At 52.6% G+C, this 16,928-nt stretch carries 24 protein-coding genes and 1 tRNA gene; 5 read left to right on the top strand and 20 right to left on the bottom strand.

Going from position 1 to position 16,928, the window contains the following annotated elements; translation table 11 throughout:
• The first annotated feature begins 25 nt into the window (after nt 1-25).
• Nucleotides 26-102: transfer RNA gene (locus ACR0NT_RS19225), tRNA-Met, on the top strand.
• Nucleotides 103-548: 446 nt separating this feature from the next.
• Here ACR0NT_RS19225 and ACR0NT_RS19220 read toward each other — a convergent pair.
• The 8 genes from ACR0NT_RS19220 to ACR0NT_RS19185 all read right to left on the bottom strand — a co-directional run bounded on the left by ACR0NT_RS19220 (nt 549) and on the right by ACR0NT_RS19185 (nt 5,285).
• Nucleotides 549-935 (bottom strand): hypothetical protein, encoded by a 387-nt coding sequence (locus ACR0NT_RS19220; protein ID WP_170447546.1) that lies wholly within the window; start codon nt 933-935, stop codon nt 549-551.
• A gap of 15 nt (nt 936-950) precedes the next feature.
• On the bottom strand, nt 951-1,580 hold the full coding sequence (locus ACR0NT_RS19215) for a hypothetical protein (RefSeq protein WP_170447548.1): 630 nt from the start codon (nt 1,578-1,580) through the stop codon (nt 951-953).
• A gap of 343 nt (nt 1,581-1,923) precedes the next feature.
• A complete protein-coding gene (locus ACR0NT_RS19210; protein WP_480443516.1) occupies nt 1,924-2,946 on the bottom strand; it encodes a hypothetical protein in 1,023 nt (340 codons plus the stop codon).
• Nucleotides 2,947-2,991: 45 nt separating this feature from the next.
• Entirely contained in the window at nt 2,992-3,201 is a 210-nt protein-coding gene (locus ACR0NT_RS19205) for a helix-turn-helix domain-containing protein (RefSeq protein ID WP_170447550.1), read from the bottom strand.
• A gap of 144 nt (nt 3,202-3,345) precedes the next feature.
• Complete coding sequence (locus ACR0NT_RS19200; RefSeq protein ID WP_170674487.1) at nt 3,346-3,954, bottom strand: hypothetical protein; 609 nt, start codon at nt 3,952-3,954, stop codon at nt 3,346-3,348.
• A 38-nt stretch (nt 3,955-3,992) separates the two neighbouring features.
• Nucleotides 3,993-4,343, bottom strand: coding sequence for a hypothetical protein (locus ACR0NT_RS19195; RefSeq protein ID WP_170447552.1), 351 nt, complete (start codon nt 4,341-4,343; stop codon nt 3,993-3,995).
• Nucleotides 4,344-4,738: 395 nt separating this feature from the next.
• Complete coding sequence (locus ACR0NT_RS19190; protein ID WP_237217120.1) at nt 4,739-4,957, bottom strand: GDCCVxC domain-containing (seleno)protein; 219 nt, start codon at nt 4,955-4,957, stop codon at nt 4,739-4,741.
• Nucleotides 4,958-4,961: 4 nt separating this feature from the next.
• A complete protein-coding gene (locus tag ACR0NT_RS19185; RefSeq protein ID WP_170447553.1) occupies nt 4,962-5,285 on the bottom strand; it encodes a hypothetical protein in 324 nt (107 codons plus the stop codon).
• Between the two features lie 98 nt (nt 5,286-5,383).
• On the opposite strand from ACR0NT_RS19185, the gene ACR0NT_RS19180 reads away from it, so the two are divergent.
• The 3 genes from ACR0NT_RS19180 to ACR0NT_RS19170 all read left to right on the top strand — a co-directional run bounded on the left by ACR0NT_RS19180 (nt 5,384) and on the right by ACR0NT_RS19170 (nt 7,569).
• Nucleotides 5,384-5,773, top strand: coding sequence for a MerR family transcriptional regulator (locus tag ACR0NT_RS19180; RefSeq protein WP_170447554.1), 390 nt, complete (start codon nt 5,384-5,386; stop codon nt 5,771-5,773).
• Nucleotides 5,774-6,276: 503 nt separating this feature from the next.
• On the top strand, nt 6,277-6,483 hold the full coding sequence (locus ACR0NT_RS19175; RefSeq protein ID WP_170430361.1) for a cold-shock protein: 207 nt from the start codon (nt 6,277-6,279) through the stop codon (nt 6,481-6,483).
• A 72-nt stretch (nt 6,484-6,555) separates the two neighbouring features.
• Nucleotides 6,556-7,569: a fatty acid desaturase gene (locus ACR0NT_RS19170; protein ID WP_170674489.1), complete on the top strand. Its 1,014-nt coding sequence runs from the start codon at nt 6,556-6,558 to the stop codon at nt 7,567-7,569.
• On the opposite strand, the gene ACR0NT_RS19165 is transcribed toward ACR0NT_RS19170, so the two are convergent.
• The 12 genes from ACR0NT_RS19165 to ACR0NT_RS19110 all read right to left on the bottom strand — a co-directional run bounded on the left by ACR0NT_RS19165 (nt 7,561) and on the right by ACR0NT_RS19110 (nt 16,518).
• Nucleotides 7,561-7,809: a ParB N-terminal domain-containing protein gene (locus ACR0NT_RS19165; RefSeq protein ID WP_170447556.1), complete on the bottom strand. Its 249-nt coding sequence runs from the start codon at nt 7,807-7,809 to the stop codon at nt 7,561-7,563. The genes ACR0NT_RS19170 and ACR0NT_RS19165 overlap by 9 nt on opposite strands.
• A gap of 74 nt (nt 7,810-7,883) precedes the next feature.
• The gene (locus ACR0NT_RS19160) at nt 7,884-8,573 is read right to left on the bottom strand and encodes a hypothetical protein (protein ID WP_170447557.1); all 690 of its coding nucleotides are present in this window, start codon (nt 8,571-8,573) and stop codon (nt 7,884-7,886) included.
• Nucleotides 8,573-8,710 (bottom strand): hypothetical protein, encoded by a 138-nt coding sequence (locus ACR0NT_RS19155; RefSeq protein WP_170447558.1) that lies wholly within the window; start codon nt 8,708-8,710, stop codon nt 8,573-8,575. The genes ACR0NT_RS19160 and ACR0NT_RS19155 overlap by 1 nt, the downstream gene beginning before the upstream one ends.
• 1,502 nt (nt 8,711-10,212) lie before the next feature.
• On the bottom strand, nt 10,213-10,845 hold the full coding sequence (locus ACR0NT_RS19150; RefSeq protein WP_170403722.1) for a tyrosine-type recombinase/integrase: 633 nt from the start codon (nt 10,843-10,845) through the stop codon (nt 10,213-10,215).
• A 557-nt stretch (nt 10,846-11,402) separates the two neighbouring features.
• Entirely contained in the window at nt 11,403-11,975 is a 573-nt protein-coding gene (locus tag ACR0NT_RS19145) for a hypothetical protein (RefSeq protein WP_170447560.1), read from the bottom strand.
• Between the two features lie 79 nt (nt 11,976-12,054).
• On the bottom strand, nt 12,055-12,189 hold the full coding sequence (locus ACR0NT_RS19140) for a hypothetical protein (protein WP_480443514.1): 135 nt from the start codon (nt 12,187-12,189) through the stop codon (nt 12,055-12,057).
• A 164-nt stretch (nt 12,190-12,353) separates the two neighbouring features.
• Nucleotides 12,354-13,088 carry a type III PLP-dependent enzyme domain-containing protein gene (locus ACR0NT_RS19135; RefSeq protein ID WP_480443512.1) on the bottom strand — a complete coding sequence of 245 codons (735 nt, stop codon included), beginning with the start codon at nt 13,086-13,088 and terminating at the stop codon, nt 12,354-12,356.
• The gene (locus ACR0NT_RS19130; RefSeq protein ID WP_480443511.1) at nt 13,066-13,716 is read right to left on the bottom strand and encodes a DUF1611 domain-containing protein; all 651 of its coding nucleotides are present in this window, start codon (nt 13,714-13,716) and stop codon (nt 13,066-13,068) included. Before ACR0NT_RS19130 ends, ACR0NT_RS19135 begins: the two co-directional genes overlap by 23 nt.
• 92 nt (nt 13,717-13,808) lie before the next feature.
• Nucleotides 13,809-14,663 (bottom strand): hypothetical protein, encoded by an 855-nt coding sequence (locus ACR0NT_RS19125; protein ID WP_170674490.1) that lies wholly within the window; start codon nt 14,661-14,663, stop codon nt 13,809-13,811.
• Nucleotides 14,653-15,006: a hypothetical protein gene (locus tag ACR0NT_RS19120; RefSeq protein ID WP_170447568.1), complete on the bottom strand. Its 354-nt coding sequence runs from the start codon at nt 15,004-15,006 to the stop codon at nt 14,653-14,655. Before ACR0NT_RS19120 ends, ACR0NT_RS19125 begins: the two co-directional genes overlap by 11 nt.
• 3 nt (nt 15,007-15,009) lie before the next feature.
• On the bottom strand, nt 15,010-15,318 hold the full coding sequence (locus tag ACR0NT_RS19115; RefSeq protein WP_170447570.1) for a hypothetical protein: 309 nt from the start codon (nt 15,316-15,318) through the stop codon (nt 15,010-15,012).
• 447 nt (nt 15,319-15,765) lie between these two features.
• The gene (locus ACR0NT_RS19110) at nt 15,766-16,518 is read right to left on the bottom strand and encodes a Crp/Fnr family transcriptional regulator (RefSeq protein WP_170447572.1); all 753 of its coding nucleotides are present in this window, start codon (nt 16,516-16,518) and stop codon (nt 15,766-15,768) included.
• Between the two features lie 135 nt (nt 16,519-16,653).
• Between ACR0NT_RS19110 and ACR0NT_RS19105 the strand changes: the two genes are divergently transcribed.
• Nucleotides 16,654-16,887, top strand: coding sequence for a hypothetical protein (locus ACR0NT_RS19105; protein ID WP_010442296.1), 234 nt, complete (start codon nt 16,654-16,656; stop codon nt 16,885-16,887).
• Nucleotides 16,888-16,928: the final 41 nt, after the last annotated feature.

The following is a 16,928-nucleotide window of genomic DNA, read 5'->3' as shown; positions in this document are numbered from 1 at the left end:
GTAAGCGGTAGGTCACATAAAGTGTCGCGGGATGGAGCAGCCCGGTAGCTCGTCAGGCTCATAACCTGAAGGTCGTAGGTTCAAATCCTACTCCCGCAACCAAACTAAACGGTCGGATATCAAACACTTAGCCTCGCATCACGCGATTTCTGCGTTTAGGACGTTCGGTCTCGGTGCTACTGCGGTGCTACGCTACACAGCAAACTACGGCACCCTAGAAGACGCGAATCCAGCCGTCAGCGTCGCCGACATTCGCTCAAGACAAAAGCAAACGCGCCCCCACCGTCAGCACCGTCAGCCAAGTGAAACTGCGTTGCCCCTAAGCGTATGCAAACGGATTTTCCCCCTACACGGGGTTTACCCGGCCCCGCGTATACCCCGGGTAGGGAGAAACCATGGCCCAAGACGATACCTCGAATGGCGGCTTTGAGCCCTTCCACGACATTTGATCTTAGTGAAGAGAAATTCGCAAACAACTGGCCCCCCCCCCTCCAAACTTGAAATCCAATCCGACGAAATTAGCCAATCAACGACATTATAAGAACCGGTTAGAAGAACGGCGGTAACTGTCCAGCAAGCTGCGCCTTGATCCGGTCAACCAGCCCCGGCGAACTCGCACCATTGTCGATCTCATCATACAGCATTTCCAGAAAATCCACTGCCGCTTCGACCGAAAGACCTGAAGATTGGATCAACGCAATGGCAGTGCTAAACGACCCATCTATCATCCGTTTATCAAACGCACGGGCCAGTGCTTTTCGCGCATTGGGTATCGAATCAAGAAGATCACGTTTGTCTACTTCGGAAACGCGCATCGCCATCAGATCCAAAAAACCCAAAGTCGCGTTCATAACATTCTCATGCGAAGTTCCAAAACGGACACCTCCTCGAACTGCCACATCTAAAGTTGGAATCTTCAAAAAACGACCGAACATAAGCACATCCTCGACTTAACCAATAATATAAAAAAGCAAGATTGCGGCAATAATGGCTATGAATTGCCGAACGAACATTGATCGAAAGTTAAAGGCAACCATACCCGGCTCGGCCAAAAACGGTGTACCCGCGATCACCCCGTGCACATTGTAGAGCCAACGGTTCCTCCAAAGCCCGAAAAACGTGACCGGCAACAGGAGCGTGAATCCAAGTATGACAAGAATGTAATCCCAGACCGGACCACCTAAGAACTGTCGGACGTTCAAATCAGTATCGACTGTCGTGAAATCCAATCCAAAGGCCTTGCGCAGCCCCTTCCGTGGGAAGGGTGGACCTTCGGGCAGGGGCAGCAGAATATATAGCAACCATCGCACACCCAAAAGCATCATAATCAAACGAAGAACAATTAGAGAAAAGACCGAAATGACCGACGCCATGTCCGCGACCAAGGGCGAGATTTCGAAACCAAAAAGCGAGCCAAAAAAATTCCACACCGGGTATAGTGTCGCTCGGTAGAAGTCGATGATTTCGGCAATCATAGCGTTGGCGCCAATATCAAGGTAGCGCAATGAAGAGGAATACAGAGCCGCAGCACCGGAGAATACGCCAAACAGAAAAAGCCAAAAGTTGATAAATCCGCGCATGAATGCAACCTACACTATCCGACCTGCCCAACTAGCTACCTTCCAAGCATCATGCTGTCAGCGCCTTGAATTTACAACGCTTGTTAACTCACACGGGCTGCGTTCACCTTTGAGAGTGTCCGGCAGTTTAGCATCAGAACCAAGGCTTCGATCGTAGAAACTCTGAAGGGAGACAATCGGAAGGAACGAGCCAGACGCGTCGATTCTGGAACGCGGCTGAACGGCAGCTTCGTCCGCATAGCGGACAAAGGCGCTGTGCAAAAACATCCGAAGGAATAGAACAAAAGTAAAAACGCCCGACTGTTCAGGTCGAGCGCTTGAGCAATCGTTGCGGCGTGGAATCTCATCGGCTGGTCAGTTCTATCACCCGCATGCCTGCTTTGCCTTCTCGACTGAACGCTATGTTTACGCCCTGACGCCGCAATACGGGCTGAACCCTGCGCAGCGCCGCGCCAAACCGGGCCTCAGAGCGAGGAAAGCTGTGGCCGTCTTCCGTCAGTGCCGGGAAGCGATCCCGCAGGACCTGCTTCAACACGGTTGCCGTGCCGCTCCACTGCTGTCGCCCATCCATCAGCGACAGAATTGCCAGAGCGACCGGGTTGGCTTCGACAGCGGCTTGATCGCTGCTGGCGCGATTGGCCGCGTAGGAGTCCAGAAACGCGCCCTGAGTCCATCCGAGAGAGTCTTCGGCAGCAACAACCCATTTAGCAAAATCCGCCATCCTAGGGGCCTCTGAGAGACTCACAGAGTCAATCCGCCCCAAGGCGCAGGAGACCGCGTCCAGAAGCGCACCCAAAATGAAGGGTTTGGCCTTGGCAAAGTCGCGATTGAACGCGCTCAAGGTTTTGCGCTTGCCGGGTGGAATGACCGGCAGGTGAATGCCAATAGACCGATCCGCCAAATCAGGCCGCGCTGCCAGATCGGGAATACCGTTCAGCAGGCAGGGCCGCGTTGCGTTGAACAATACCTCGTCGCTGTCTGTGTGCAGCTTGCGGGTGCCAAACCCGCCGCCGGTTGCAATCCGGCAGAACGCATCTGCCATCATCGGGCGGATGGTCGAGAGGTTGTCAAAGCTCAGAACATGGTTGTGCATCGCGGCAATGAACAAATCCTGCTCGGAATTGGGTGTGCTACGGGTGCTTGGGCAAGAAGGGTCAACTAGATCACGCAGGGTTTGCGCAGTGGTGCTTTTGGCGCTGCCCTGTTCGCCCGACAGGATCAGGATAGGGTAGGGGCCTTTGGGGTGGAAACATCCCAGAACCCACGCCACCAACATGCGGAAATCATCTTCGCTGTCCACGTTCAGGAAGTCGCGCAACAGGTCGATGCCATGTTCGTGCCGTTCCGGTACGGGTAGCGCCTGCATAGCGGGTGAACGTCGGAACCGTGTGGGCGGGTGGCAGGCTTCCAGTTACCAGTCATTTGCGACCACCTCCTGCAAGCGCGCAATCTCGAACGCGTCCACATCTCCAGCGCGATAGCGGACCAAGCGGCCAACTTTGACATAGGCCAGCGGGTAGCGCTTGGTGCAGCGCCATGTGGCAAGGGTGGTTGTGGGCACGCCAAGGCGTTCCGCGACTTGCTCGGGTTTGAGTAGGGTGTCTGCCTGTTTTGCGATCATGATTATCTCCATCAAGTTAGATCGATGAAGAGAAACCTAGAGAGCGATTGGACGCGCTGAAACGCGTGAAGCAGGTCCCGAAAAAACATCTCCTACGTAGGAAAATGGGCTCGTTAATTGCCACAGAATGTGGCGAAAATGTGTCTAAATCACCCGCAGCACGGTGACAACGCGGGCTCGTGTCAGGTCCGGGTCAAGCTTCCGAGCAATCAGATGAATTGCGTCCACGGCGAGCGCTTTGTTCTGCTTGGTGGCCGGGTCGTAACGCCCCGCATTGAAAGGGCGCATGGCATTGCGCTCCCAATAGGGGCGAAAGGCGCGCGCCAAGGCATCAATCGGCTGGCTGTCGGTCTTCTTTGGCTTGCGCGCCCAGCGGTCCAGATCGGCTCCGTAGTGGCTGCTTGGGCTCTCGTTCTCTCCCAGAGAAACCGTTTGCGCAGCGGCATTTTGCAATAGGTCCAGAAACGCCGCTATGTGGCTGACAGGATCGCCGGGGCCAAATGCGCCTTCGATCAGGTTGACTATTCCGGTAGCGCTTGGATCGGCTGATCTGGCCTGTGTTTCCAGCGCATCGGCCAGTTTCCCAGAACAATTAGGGGAGCCTTGAACCCGGACAAGTTCAGCAGAAACCGCCTCCAACTTATCCGACAATGCGGACAGCCGACGGTACTCCATCGCACCCGGCTTGCGTCGGCGCATGTTGCGACGTTCGTGGATATAAGCCCGCGCTGCGGCTTCAACCCCTTTGTTCACGTCTTCCATGTCCGGATTGGGGGGCGGCCATCAGCATCTCAAGTTCGAGCATGAACCGGGCATCGTAGAGGCGGTTTGGGGAGCGCAATTCCCGTGCGCTCAAGAATGGTGCCCTCGTCTGCGACAATTGACGGCATCGAGACTTTCAATTCGTCACCGTAACACTCAGCGAGGTCGGTTTCATCGGAAGAAGCTGTTAAAATGATCTGCTCAGAAGCAGCATCCTCGGCTAGTGCACCAGATTCAATTTCTTCTGGGAAACCCTGCCCACTGCTCTCAAGCCCGAGTGTATTTGACACATATGCATATGCTTGTTGGCTGCCTAGGGCTATAAATACTGCGCACATTGGGAGGCTGACGTACCAACGGTATTTTTTCAATAAATTCAATTTCGTGCACTCCACTGGAAGTCGCCACGGCAATCCAATTGATGCATGCATAAATTGATAGAGCGGTCAATGTTCTTGATAGTTGCCAACGTGATTGTACATGATAGCTGATTGCAAAGCCGACATTTGTCCACCGGGCAGCACTCGGCACTTTGGGCTCTGATCTGCCGTTCCCGATCATCGTGAAACAGACAGCGAGAATTCAGGTGCTCAATGGCCGGTAAGAGCCCAACCTGTACCCTGGATTTTATTGCTGCATGCGCTTGCAGCAGTAACGACACTGCAACTGCCGAATACCTTGTGCGGCCAAGCAGCAAAAAAACTGTCATTCATGCAAATAGCAGCGATGCTCGCGGCGGCGGCTCACAGTTCGCTCAACAAAACCGTCCTTCACTTCATCCGCAACAGCTATCGCCTAGCTGAATTGGTGGACACGGGACCGTGGCATATGAACAGTAAACACAACAGTCGCCTTCCAACGGCTTCAAAACTGTTTTGCACGACTTGCATTCATAGAACCACTGGCAAGCATCCGTTGGCATTTGCTCGGTTTCACTGTGGCCGCACTTCGGGCAAATCAGGGTGCTTTCTAGGACTACAGTTTGTTTTGTCATAGTCTCACATCTGCATGATCAGGTAATCGTTAATCCATGCCTCGTTAAACACAACGACCCAACCCACGCCGGTGATTAGAGTCGTTCCTGCAAGCCACCATTTCAACGTCGGCAAGGAACCGCGCCGATAAGATACCATCCATGATATCACGACGAGCGCCGTTGACATCGTCAGCACATAGTAACTCGCTGCGGCAACCTTCCCAAAGATTGCCAACCAACTGCCACCCAGCCCCAGTAACATCATCGTCATGGGCAAAACGCAGCAAGTCGCGACGCCAAGCGCTGATAGCGATCCCAAATAGCTGAGGCTAAGGTACTTCTGCATTCTGTTTCCCTGATGGACTACGTCGCGCGGAGTTGTAGAGACAACAACCTCTCGTTTAACTTCTGTAGCCACTACAGGATCAAGACAGGAAATCTCACATGTTTGCGATTGGGGAGGCATCCCGGCAAAGCGGTGTCGGAATTGATACTATCCGCTACTACGAACGCGAAGGGATCGTGCCGAAACCAGAAAGGGCATCGAATAATCGACGCATGTACTCCGCGCACGATGTTGGACGGCTTCGTTTTCTAAGGAAGTGCCGAGACATGGGTTTTTCGCTTGCCGATGCAAAGGTGCTTCTCTACCTATCCGAAGGTGATAGCGAGGATTGCCAATCCGTTAAGGAACTGGCCGAGCTTCATATCTCCAATGTGCGTATGAAGATAATCGAACTTAAGCGATTGGAGGCCGCCCTGAATGAACTTACGGCCAACTGTAACATCGGGAACGTTTCTTGCCCGATGCTTGCGCAGATACGGACCTACTAATGGCACTTTGAGGCTCGCAGTCGCCCTATGCCAACGCAGCATGACCCAAGATTCGGGCCGCGCAGAATCTACCGTTCGTTAGAGAGGTCAACTCGTTGATTTAGCAATGTTTCAATCACTCAATGAACATTTGTGCCTTGCCGCGGTGTTCTTGAAGCACGCGGCGATTTCGGACAGTGAGCCCTACCTGCCGTGCCTGAGCAATCAATTTGCTGCATACGCATTCGGCAGGTTTTATCGGAAGCCGACCTCTGATTTCCGAACCACAGAGCAATGGTTCTGCTTATCTTTGTCCCAAATTGGGCTGGGCAGACTTAGATCTTCTGTTGCTTTCCGTTGTATCAAGGCTTGTATCGTGTGTACTCGAAGTCCATATACACAGGGCTTACGTTTTTCTTTTTCGACCTGCTGTCTCCCAAACTCGGCGTTCAGTCTTTCGATTCAGACCGACCACGCCGAGTCGCCGCAATAATGCGGGCGGCAAGTATTAGGAGACTTCCACCATGGCAAATGGCACAGTAAAATGGTTCAACTCGACCAAAGGTTTTGGCTTTATCGAACCTGAAGATGGCAAGCGCGATGTGTTCGTGCACATCTCAGCACTTGAGCGTTCCGGCATCAGCGAATTGAAGGACGGCCAGAAGGTCACTTTTGACGTCGAAGCTGGCCGTGACGGGCGCGACAGCGCCGCCAATCTGGCACTGGCCTGACCTTTTACGGGCACCCTTATGGGGTGCCCGTTTGCATAATGGGCTGCTAAAAGCCCTTGGAGAACAAGTCAGTTGCAACAGCAGGAATTGACCCGGGCGCTCGCGCAATACCGTGTGCCCGATACGAAGCGTAGCGTTATTGAACTGACAATCACTGTCATCCCCTTTTTCGCGCTATGGGGCGCAGCGTGGTTTGCGCTATCCCTTAGTATCTGGGTCACTGTTCTATTGGCCATCCTGAACGCCGCATTTCTGGTGCGTATCTTCATCATCATGCATGATTGTGGTCACGGATCTTTCTTTAGAAGCCGCACCGTTTGCAATTGGACCGGCCGGGTTCTGGGTGTTCTCGCCCTGACACCCTATGACGTCTGGCGGCAAAGCCATGCGATTCACCATGCCTCAACCGGTAACCTTGATCGGCGTGGTATGGGTGACATTCCTACATTGACCATTGAGGAATACCTGAAACGGAATTGGTTCGGGCGTGCCGCTTACAGGTTAATCCGGAACCCCTTCTTCCTGTTCTGTATAGTACCGGTCTACACGTTCTTTTTTCAAAATCGCTTGCCCTTTGGTTTCATGCGGTCAGGCTGGCTGAATTGGGCAAGTGCTATGGGAACAAACGCCGCGATTGCAGTGGTCCTGGCTCTGATTTTTTGGACCGGAGGCCTGGATGTACTGGTTTTTGTATTCCTTCCAACCATGATCGTCGCCGCATCGATTGGTATTTGGCTATTCTATATTCAACACCAGTTTGAACACACGACTTGGGAGCGGGAAGAAGTGTGGAATCTTCAGAACGCCGCATTCTATGGAAGTTCTCACTACGCCCTGCCAGGCATCCTGCGGTGGTTCTCTGCCAATATCGGTGTGCACCATGTTCACCACCTTGCCAGCCGCATACCGTTTTATCGGCTAAACGAGGTTTTGCGTGACCATTCCGAGTTGGAAAATTGCCAGCGTATTACTCTATATGAGAGCCTTCATTGCGCACGATTGCATCTTTGGGATGAAGAAAGTCAGCGCCTGCTGACGTTTTCTCAGGCTTTGTCGAACGCCAATCCCAACAAGAGTTTAGTGTAATCTGGCGCGCACCAAAAAGGCGTCGACAGTATCACCGCCGAGGGCGCGAATGGCCTCTAGTCGGTGAAGGCCTTCAATCAGCACGAACCTCTTGTTGTCCGCGCGTATCTGAATCGGGGTCTTCTGGCCGTTCTTCAGGATATCTTCGGCCAGCGTCAGGACTTTTTGCTGATCAAGTGTTTTTGCACGCTTCACAGGTACATAGATCAGGTCGAGCGGGTATGGTTTCTTCTCAAGCATAAGCTACGTGTGCAACCTTTCGTGCATTTGTTCCGGTTCAGAGTTCTCTACAAAAGCGGGGGCTGGAACGTACGTCATAGAACCGAACGAACAGCGTCGCGCAGTTCCTGATGCATAATCCAAGTTGCTGGCTCATCGTCACTTTCGATGTGAGAAAATGCTAGGACCTGAGCGGCGCCATCATTCTGTACCGATCCGGCTTCGGGTAGGTCCAGTTCCAGATATTCTGCGATCAATAGTCCGATTTTCTTGAAAACCTTGATGGAGGCCTCGCGCGATTTGTAACCGGCTGCCTGAGACAAGTGACCAATAGTCAGACCGTCCTTGCCCGCGATAGTAAGTGCTTTGAGCATTGTGACCTGCGCAGGGGTGAGCCTGATCTGGCGCAATGCCTCTGCATACTCTCTTGCACTGGGAACGAGCGTGCCGGAGTTTCCTTCCAAACGTCGTTGACCGCTACGTTTCCTGTCTCGTTCTTCGAGAATTCCTTTTAAGGCTTCAATGGCCAACTCTGGTGTTTCACCAACTGCATCGGCAATCATTGCCTGCGTTTTAGCTGGTGGCTTGGGGAATGCGCGCGCAACGCTGTTACCGCTCAGAATGCCGGCCTTAATCAAGTACTTGCCAAACTGTTCCTCAATCACACCGGCTACGTCAGCGTTCCGCGACTTACGAACACTGCGTTCCTGAAATGCTCTTTGTTCTAGGTCGCGAATTGCCGATTTTGGGTGTCGGAGGCTAACCTGAGGGGTGCTTTTACGCATCAGAGAAACACCACCACAATTATGGCCGCAACAATCATCGCCAATGCGACAAACATCTTTATGCTGTAGGACCAGCGTTGCGCCTTTTCGGCTTTGAGTATTTTACCCAGGTTTTCGTCAATCGAGTTATGGTTCACGGATTCGTCCTTCCGGATATGTCAGGAGGTATTGGTTCCCACCAACCTATTGTCGCGGCACATTTTCGGTGCACTTATCGTTCTGTCGTGTAAACGGCCGATTGCATTCCCAACCGTCACCTCTCCGATTCAAGTGAGCATTTGAAGGGACAAGGATCGCAATGCATCTGTCCCGGTTTGCGCGATAACCTCGTTTGCATTTCCATCCAGAAAAGGTTTCAGGCGCAAGATATGCATGCTGTGGAATTGCCACAGGTTCACAGCTACTCTCCGCTGCCCTGTAACCTCTGAGGCACACCCAACCATCCGCGCTGTTTTTGTCAGTCAGGCGGCCGTTGCTCGGGACATTAATCGCAACACAATCCTGATCCTCCTTACGAAATCCCCAGTTGCAGTGTATTTCTTGTACGCCAAACCTAGTTTCGACGTACCCATTTTGAGGTGAAATCACCTCTTCACACTCGTCCCCGATACGCTGGAACAACCGGTTGCATTCCCACCGATCTCCGGTTGAGGCAAGATAGGCATTTTCCGGAACTCTTATTTCCTCACAGAGTTCTCCAACGTTTTGAAAACCATGATTGCATTCCCAGCCGCTGCCATAGGAGCTACCCGTCAAATATGCGTTTTTTGGTACGTCTGTTCTTTGACACGATCCGTTCTTGTTTTCGAAGCCTTCGTCACAGACCGATCCATCAGCATTGCCTGCGACTTGGGCAGGAAGCTGCGTTCCGGAGAGCAACACCAAGAGTGTCGGGATCAAACAAAGAATGCAGCGCGTAAACACGATGAATGACTGATTGAAAAGGAGCCTGAGACCTGATCTATCGGGCATCAAACACGCAATTTATAAGCCATGTGCAGTTCATACGGCGCCTTCTTTCATGGTTCACGCGATGACTGGGGCTTGTCAGGTGACAGTTGCGAATGCTTGCGAGGAACGAGCTCATAGCGAAGACCCCAGCGAAACCCGTTCCTATGCTGGGGCACATGCTACAGTTATTCTGAAGGCCATTGGATCATCGAAGCCGGCAGCATCGCGGCGACGAGTAACTTTCACCAATGCACTTTTGTGGTCCTTAGCCAGAATAGAGTCAAGGAAGTTTCCCTTGTCGCAATGCAAGTACCGCCAGGGCAGGTTGTTTTTGAAACTGCCGGTGACCAAGATCCTTGGTGAACTACCGAAAGAAATTGTCTGGCCTGAGTGCGGCGAAAGAGGAGTATGTGATCAAGGCTTCCCCGTGACTATGAATGACTGGCCTGATAACATTGGCTGCAACGCAGCGATTTTCGCGCCGCTTCTGCACAAGTACTCGCGGCGTGATCAAATGGCCGCTCGGTCCCGCACCCTGTAAATTGCGCCTGAGCCGAGAAAACTGTGTTGCGAGCGCACGCAACAAGATTTTGACACTTCCGCTCAGGGCACGCTACGTCCCACTCCTGCGTAAAAGAACTAGAACCACTATGGATTGGCGACCGACAGCGCCGCTCGCCAAACTGTCTCAGATGTCTATGCGCTCTGCAATGCTTAGCGCGTCTTCCAATTCAACGCCCAGGTATCGCACGGTGCTATCGACCTTTGTGTGCCCAAGCAGAAGTTGGACCGCGCGGAGATTTCCTGTCTTGCGGTAGATCTCAGCTACTTTGGTTCGGCGAAGCGAATGCGTGCCATATCCGCTCGGTTCCAATCCGATTGCGGTCACCCAGTCTCGAACCAGCCTGCCATACTGGCGCGTCGAGATGTGTGGTCGATCATGGAATCGGCTTGGAAACATGAACCGGCTAGCAAACATTTCCGGTGATTTTACCCATACCAATACAGTTTCTCGTGTGTTTTCCGTCAGTTCGAATTGAACAGATCGCTTGGTTTTGCTCTGGATCACCGAAACACGCTCACGGACGCGATCGTCTTTGACAAGATCGGTCACAGCGAGTTTGACCAGATCGCAGCCGCGTAGCTTGCTATCAATCGCGACGTTGAACATTGTGAGATCACGCAGATTTCCAGATAGTTCGAGCCGGGCACGGATCGCCCAGACCTGTTTTGGGAGTAGCGGTCGTTTCTGACCGATGATCCGCCCCTTGTTCCAAGCTCTGGGTTTTGGGGTGACTGCAGGTAGTTGGACTCTTGGCATATTTTGCACTCCGATCCACCCTCCGCACCCAAGCAACAGCACCGCGCCGACCACCGAATAGTACAAGCGGCGTGAATGCCTGCTGTCCGATTATGAATACTGGCATGGTTTAAGTGTGTGCATTAGGCGGCTTGAGCCCATATCACTACACATAAGAACGGTTCGAGTCCAAACCGCGCGTACGCTTCGTCTTCAGCACCGATTACCGATCGGGTTCCACGTTAAAAGGCCCGGGTCCGCACCAATAAGATAAAATGAGATATGATCAGAAAAGCTGGAAAGACCGGCGTCAGGTTATCAGCGACGCCGAGCTAACCCAGGGCTTACTGATACGCCATTTCGCCACGCGCTCAACCCCTTGCAGCGTCGACAAATCCGCTCTCCGAACCCTTCGCTCCAGAATGGCGTTCTGCAACGAAGACACGGGCGTTCTTGCGGCACGTCATTGTGGGCGCGAGCCATGATCGTATCTGCGTCGTTGTCGAAGTCTTCCATCAGTTCTTAGCCTCGATTTCTGTTTTGGTTTAGACAGCGACTGGAAAAGAAAGTTCCGAGCCCTAAGCCTTGAGATTGAAGGAGCTGCCTGGTTCAGACTGTCCGATGGGACGGCCTGTAATCCGAGGGGTTTTAATAGGACGAACTGGCATTCCTTCGTTCTCAGCAGCTTGGACAGCGAAAGCATACCGAGAACCGCTTGCGCATCCTCGTGGTATGGCTCGTTGATCTGATGATCCGTTGTCTGCCTCAGAAATGAGCGACTCCGAGTAGAGGTGCCGAAGTTGAGTCTCAGACACACCGTCAGCTTCCATGATCAGTTGCACCATCGGATCGGCCAAGAGTTGGTCGAGCAGGAATTGCGACAACTCCTTCGCAGACAATTTATCCCTTGCGCGGGCTCTCTCCAAATCAGTAAGAGAAACGGTCAACGTTCGCGCCAGACCGGGGTGAGATTTCCGTGGAAGCAGAAAGATTAGCACTGATGCTTTCCAGGCTTCTGGATCCAAATAATCTGGTGGTGCGGAAAGCTCAGTTTCTATGTCGTATTCGCCCGCCGGGAGTAATTCGTCAAAGCCAGGGAAAGTAAACGGCCTGGAAAAGACTGCGATTGTCTTGCTGATTAGTTGGTTCATTTGGGTAGTTCTCCTTTGCTGATACCGCTCGCTCGGAGATGTAAACAAGAACAAGCCACCCGCTCCCGGCAGGGTATTATCAGTTTTGAGGTTTAGGCTTTGATTTTTCGGGGACGGTGTCAGGCCCTTCCGACGTCGTTTCTTTTTTTGGTGCGTCCGCATCGTTTTCCTTCAGTGCGGCAGCCGCTCTGGTCGTAAGGTCTTTGAAAGACATCATGTTGATCCTTTGATTGTCCGCATCACCCACGAGCCCAGATGGGGTGTGAAAAGTGAATGCGGCTACGTCCAATATAGGGATTGGGTGCCTCATTTACTACGTAAAGCCGTAGAATAAGACGGATGGCTGAAGCAGAACCGAGGCGGCGGCACCTTGGCGCGCTATTTTCGATTCGAGTATGGGCGATCAGTGTTCGCTGCGTTGCAGTCAACCAAAGCGCTATCACCATGGAAAACTTTTGCTACATCGGGTGCAGCCATGCCGCGCGAGAGCGCGCTATACTTCATTCTCAGCTTCACCTCGCCACCAGGGCGAAGCAGCCAATTGGTGTTTTCTACAACGATATGATCACTGGTGGCTCCGACGAACGTGACGCCAGCAGGGAATATTAGACCCGCCGCATCAGTGTCCTGGAGTCCGATCGCAAGGATCGACCGAGTATTCGAAGGACTGTCTAAAGTCACACACTGCATTGAAGGTATAGGATAATTCATTTGCAAGGGATTTGGATTTGATTTGGTCTTCGTTTCGATCACTTCCGCCCAAAGCGTAAAAACATCTGTGTAAAGCCCGTCGATCGCGTATCCCGAAACGGGATCGGTACCCAGCAGGATGGCCTCACCCAGACGCAGGTTGTTGATCTTTCCGGTCGCCCCCTTGCCAAGCGCCCATGGCAAACTGGCTGAGCCGCCGCCTGACACTGTTTCCAGAGCGGGTCCACTTGCAAGTTCGGTGTCGGCGGCAAGCGACGAAAGCAATTCCATTGCTCCTGCAGAGGGTGCCACATGACCCAGACAGGCAAAATTTGCGCCGATCCCCTTCAGAGAAATCCCTTCCATTCTAAGAATTTGAGACACAGTGCTTTCAAGGTGTTCAGGCAAGATGCCATCCCGCATATCCCCCATTTCCAATTGCACAATCGGTGCCGAACACCGCGATGCGGATCGCCTGGACGTCTCCAATACTGCCATCTAACAGGCGCAGGTCGGGATTGGGCCGCGGCTTGCGAATGTCGCGTATCGTGACATCGTGAATTTTGGCAAATCCGGCGAGCTCTTTGTCATCGCTAAGAAATTCATGCAGCCCACTGACGATGTTCATTCCGAGCGTTATCGCATCCACAACAACTTCGCGATCCTCAAGGGACATTCTGCCGCTGGCCGGCGCCATTCCGTAAATAAACGTGTCGGGGATCGTAGCTTCATTAGCGACGGCGGCATCAAGATCATCGAAGATGGGAACCTGATTTGCGATATTATCAAGCACTTTGCCACTGTCACAACCGCCATACGTGCTGTCGATCACCGAAAGAACGCGATAGGCCTGTGAATGTCGAACGAGACCATTAGCCGTCTTGCCATCGATCTTTGCGAAGTTTCCTTCGCAATACACAATTGCAGTCGGTGTATCTGTCACGAGTGTCTTGCGGTGAAGCTCTGGAAAAACTGCTTGTTCAGGCGGCAGCTTTTGCGCATCGCTGGCAATGAACTGCTTGGCATCCGACGCAATGGGTACGGGTTTCATATTTGTTCCTTTTTGGAGTGTGAAACGCGCGTCCTTGGTAAGGACGGGCAAAAATTGTGTAGTTTGGAAAAGTGGGCTTTCTGTCTGAATTCTCACTGGTTCAGAACACACAGCCCTTCTGATCGATGATAGTTTTTGTGGCATTGCCACCCATTGCCGGATCGGTCGATATGGGCATTTGCCGGTAGCTCGATTGCATTGCAGCGTTCACCGGACGCTTCGTAGCCACGCTCGCATTTCCATCCAACTCCATGGATCGCGTCATCGTAGAAAGCATTTTCAGGCACAAAGACGGTATCGCACCGTCCGTCGCGCTCAAAATACCCACGCTCGCACGTCCAGGGACGCCCGCTGGTTGATGCGTTCAGAAAAGCGTTTTCCGGCACCGCTACTGCCACGCATGCTTCTCCGTCTTTTTCGTAGCCACGGTTGCAACGCCATGCAGATCCATAAGTGCTGTTCGTCAGGTAAGCATTTTCCGGCACCACGATTTTCTGGCAGCTATCGTCTACTCTTGTGTATCCACGCAGGCACCGCCACCTCTCACCTGACGGATCGAGATATCCACCCTCAGGCACAATCACTTCAGTGCATGAGGTGCCGCCCACTTCAACAAAGCCGTGCATACATGCCCACCCTGAGCCGTAGGTTCTGTTTGTGGGGTAGGCATTTCCCGGCACGACAACGGCCACGCATTCTCCGCCTTCCAACCGATAGGACAAATCGCATTCCCAACCGTCGCCATATTTTTTGGGATGCGCATTATCCGGGATCGAATTTGTTTCGGCCGATGCGGGACTTGATGAGATAAAGGAGCCCGCCAAGCAGCTGAAAACGCCAACAAACAGCGCCGTCATAAAGTGAGAGTAAAACCAGTGCTGATTTTTTCGATTTGTCCTGGTGCAACCGGCGTTGTCCGAATGTTGAGTGATTGAGTTACGATCCATCCAGGTTCAGCCCCTCAATGCAGGCCTGTGCCAGATCTTTATTGGGGGTTTGGGATCCCGGTACCGTTGCCCAGCCGGCTGCCATAACGGCATCCTTTCGCTTGAAAGAAGAAGCTTCTTTGATCGTTGTTATTTTTTCGGCGCGTTGGGCGTCAGTTCTCGCCATGTCGACGCAGATCGGAACCAAGGCAGCGATTACATTGTCGCGGGACATGGCGTTGGCCATCTTGTCCGCGTTACTGCCGGTCATCCATCCACCCCAAGAAAATCCAACGACGCCTACGAAAACCCCTCCGATCAGGGCGCCGTAGATTCCGGGTTTAAGCCATTCGGGCGTGTTCATAATCTATTCCTCCTGCGGGGAAAGCGCCGCATCGCTGTCATTGTTAGATGTGGCCAAGGTCTGGTCTTGCTTGAGCGCCCGTTCAAAATCTTCTGGGTCAATTGGGCGCATTTCCGTGCGGCCTGGCTTGCTGCCTTTGCCCTGAACTGTCAGGTAGGTTCCGGTTCTTCGATATGCTTCGAAACTCAGGCCCTGCAGTAGCTCTTCTTCGACAACTACTTCATACTCGCCTGCAGGAAGTACATCCGGGTAGCCGGACAAAGAGAACGGATTTGAAAACGTCACCAAAGAACTGGACGATCTTGTGCTCACCTTTGTCCTCCATTTAGTTTGTTGGATCTTCCCCGCGCAGTCTGCCGCGGTACACGCTCGTAAGCGCCGCGGTTGTACTGGCGTTGTAATTTAGAATAATGTGCAAATGGCAGGCGCGCGCTGATCGATGTTAGTCGGCGGCCAATGACCTGAGATTTTATTGGAATCTCAAATGCATTTGGTGCCCGAGGATCAGGCACACTGCCAAAAATTGACTAACCTGCGTCAGTGCAACGATGTTTGGATTCCGGCAACGTGATGTGTGTTGGCGGGATATTTGCTGGCGTGTTCTTAACGAGTAATTGAGAAGCGCAGGAAATCCAGTACCATAGTCGGACTGTATTTATCTTGCGCTTCTTTTTCAGTGAAATCCCAAATCTGCCGAAGCGAATTCCGTCTCTAACAGGCAACGATCATCAAAATCCCGGCATCGCTGTAGGGGTGAACTTATTGCTTCAACAGTGGCCCGGCCTGATCCAGATAAGTGGGGTCAAAACCGGCCAACGTCACCAGTCCTTCATAATCATCAAATACCACTTGCCCGGATTGAAAAGTAACCAGCCCCTTCTCCCGCAGTTGCCTTAGGACACGATTAACATGTACGGCACTCAGTCCCAGTGCATCGGCAAGGTGGTATTGTGTCAGTGGGCAGGCGTATCCCGTCTTGCTTGCCATCCCGACCTGAGTCAGCCTCACACCAAGTTCCAATAGAAAATGCGCCATGCGCTCACCCGCATCTCGCCGTCCTATGTTGACCAGGTGCTCAACCACCATCGCTTCATCTCGAGAGACCGCCCAAAGAATTGCTGTCGCCAGCCGGGGCGTTTGCGCAAATGCTTCCAGGAGATCATCCACTACTACTTCAATGGCTTGGATTTCCATGATTGGTTCTATGCTGTGATCCGAGGTGTGCAGCAGAACGCTTCGCAAGCCCAGAAAGTCACCCGGTATTTGGAAATCGACGATCTGACGCGACCCGTCAGTCTGGGTTTTGTAGGAACAAACCCAGCCCGAGGCCAGAATGTAGGCAGCCTGCTCTGATTGCCCTTGATGCACAAGGTCACGTCCGGCTTCAAAGGTTCTGCGACGCTTGTGCAGGCGTGCCAATGCCGCAAGTTCAACCTCAGTAAGAGCGACGAAGTTTGAAAGCTTTCGGGTGAGTAGACTATTTTTGATAGTGCGCAAGTGTTCTTCCTTCATCGATGAGCAGCCCGCGAAACTATCCGACGCCAAGACTGCTTTCGATCAGTTAAGTATACAGCAATCTATGCCAGTATGGTGCAATTCATCGTGGCGCTTCCATGCTTGGACGCCTGTTAGAAAAGGACGTCTACCATGGCTGACCGGCAAGACCATTCAGGAATGGCCGCACTCTCAATTTGTGAAGCGCTTTTGCTTGCAATTAAAGATCGTGAGCTTCTGCCCGAACATGAAATTGTGGGAGTTCTGCATGACGCAGCTGCTGTCCACGAAACAGCGGTCGGCAATAACGATGAAAAGGACATGCACCAGGCCGCCGCTGTTCTGATAAACAAGATCATTGCTTCCGGCTATCGCGTTCGGCAGTAACGTTAATTTCCTGTCAGAAAAACAAGATTACGCTCGTCAAA

This window comes from Ruegeria sp. AB10 (assembly GCF_056542745.1).
Note: the sequence above shows the minus strand (reverse complement) of the source record. Positions and strands in the feature narration are given on the sequence as shown.

Excerpts from the sequence above, each read along its gene's own strand:
- ACR0NT_RS19125 (WP_170674490.1), bottom strand. The coding sequence starts at position 14,663 with ATGGATCGTAACTCAATCACTCAACATTCGGACAACGCCGGTTGCACC.
- ACR0NT_RS19120 (WP_170447568.1), bottom strand. The coding sequence starts at position 15,006 with ATGAACACGCCCGAATGGCTTAAACCCGGAATCTACGGCGCCCTGATC.
- ACR0NT_RS19180 (WP_170447554.1), top strand. The coding sequence starts at position 5,384 with ATGTTTGCGATTGGGGAGGCATCCCGGCAAAGCGGTGTCGGAATTGAT.
- ACR0NT_RS19185 (WP_170447553.1), bottom strand. The coding sequence starts at position 5,285 with ATGCAGAAGTACCTTAGCCTCAGCTATTTGGGATCGCTATCAGCGCTT.
- ACR0NT_RS19210 (WP_480443516.1), bottom strand. The coding sequence starts at position 2,946 with ATGCAGGCGCTACCCGTACCGGAACGGCACGAACATGGCATCGACCTG.
- ACR0NT_RS19175 (WP_170430361.1), top strand. The coding sequence starts at position 6,277 with ATGGCAAATGGCACAGTAAAATGGTTCAACTCGACCAAAGGTTTTGGC.
- ACR0NT_RS19145 (WP_170447560.1), bottom strand. The coding sequence starts at position 11,975 with ATGAACCAACTAATCAGCAAGACAATCGCAGTCTTTTCCAGGCCGTTT.
- ACR0NT_RS19215 (WP_170447548.1), bottom strand. The coding sequence starts at position 1,580 with ATGCGCGGATTTATCAACTTTTGGCTTTTTCTGTTTGGCGTATTCTCC.
- ACR0NT_RS19190 (WP_237217120.1), bottom strand. The coding sequence starts at position 4,957 with ATGACAAAACAAACTGTAGTCCTAGAAAGCACCCTGATTTGCCCGAAG.
- ACR0NT_RS19150 (WP_170403722.1), bottom strand. The coding sequence starts at position 10,845 with ATGCCAAGAGTCCAACTACCTGCAGTCACCCCAAAACCCAGAGCTTGG.
- ACR0NT_RS19165 (WP_170447556.1), bottom strand. The coding sequence starts at position 7,809 with ATGCTTGAGAAGAAACCATACCCGCTCGACCTGATCTATGTACCTGTG.
- ACR0NT_RS19130 (WP_480443511.1), bottom strand. The coding sequence starts at position 13,716 with ATGAAACCCGTACCCATTGCGTCGGATGCCAAGCAGTTCATTGCCAGC.
- ACR0NT_RS19220 (WP_170447546.1), bottom strand. The coding sequence starts at position 935 with ATGTTCGGTCGTTTTTTGAAGATTCCAACTTTAGATGTGGCAGTTCGA.
- ACR0NT_RS19135 (WP_480443512.1), bottom strand. The coding sequence starts at position 13,088 with ATGCGGGATGGCATCTTGCCTGAACACCTTGAAAGCACTGTGTCTCAA.
- ACR0NT_RS19205 (WP_170447550.1), bottom strand. The coding sequence starts at position 3,201 with ATGATCGCAAAACAGGCAGACACCCTACTCAAACCCGAGCAAGTCGCG.
- ACR0NT_RS19140 (WP_480443514.1), bottom strand. The coding sequence starts at position 12,189 with ATGTCTTTCAAAGACCTTACGACCAGAGCGGCTGCCGCACTGAAGGAA.
- ACR0NT_RS19105 (WP_010442296.1), top strand. The coding sequence starts at position 16,654 with ATGGCTGACCGGCAAGACCATTCAGGAATGGCCGCACTCTCAATTTGT.
- ACR0NT_RS19110 (WP_170447572.1), bottom strand. The coding sequence starts at position 16,518 with ATGAAGGAAGAACACTTGCGCACTATCAAAAATAGTCTACTCACCCGA.
- ACR0NT_RS19160 (WP_170447557.1), bottom strand. The coding sequence starts at position 8,573 with ATGCGTAAAAGCACCCCTCAGGTTAGCCTCCGACACCCAAAATCGGCA.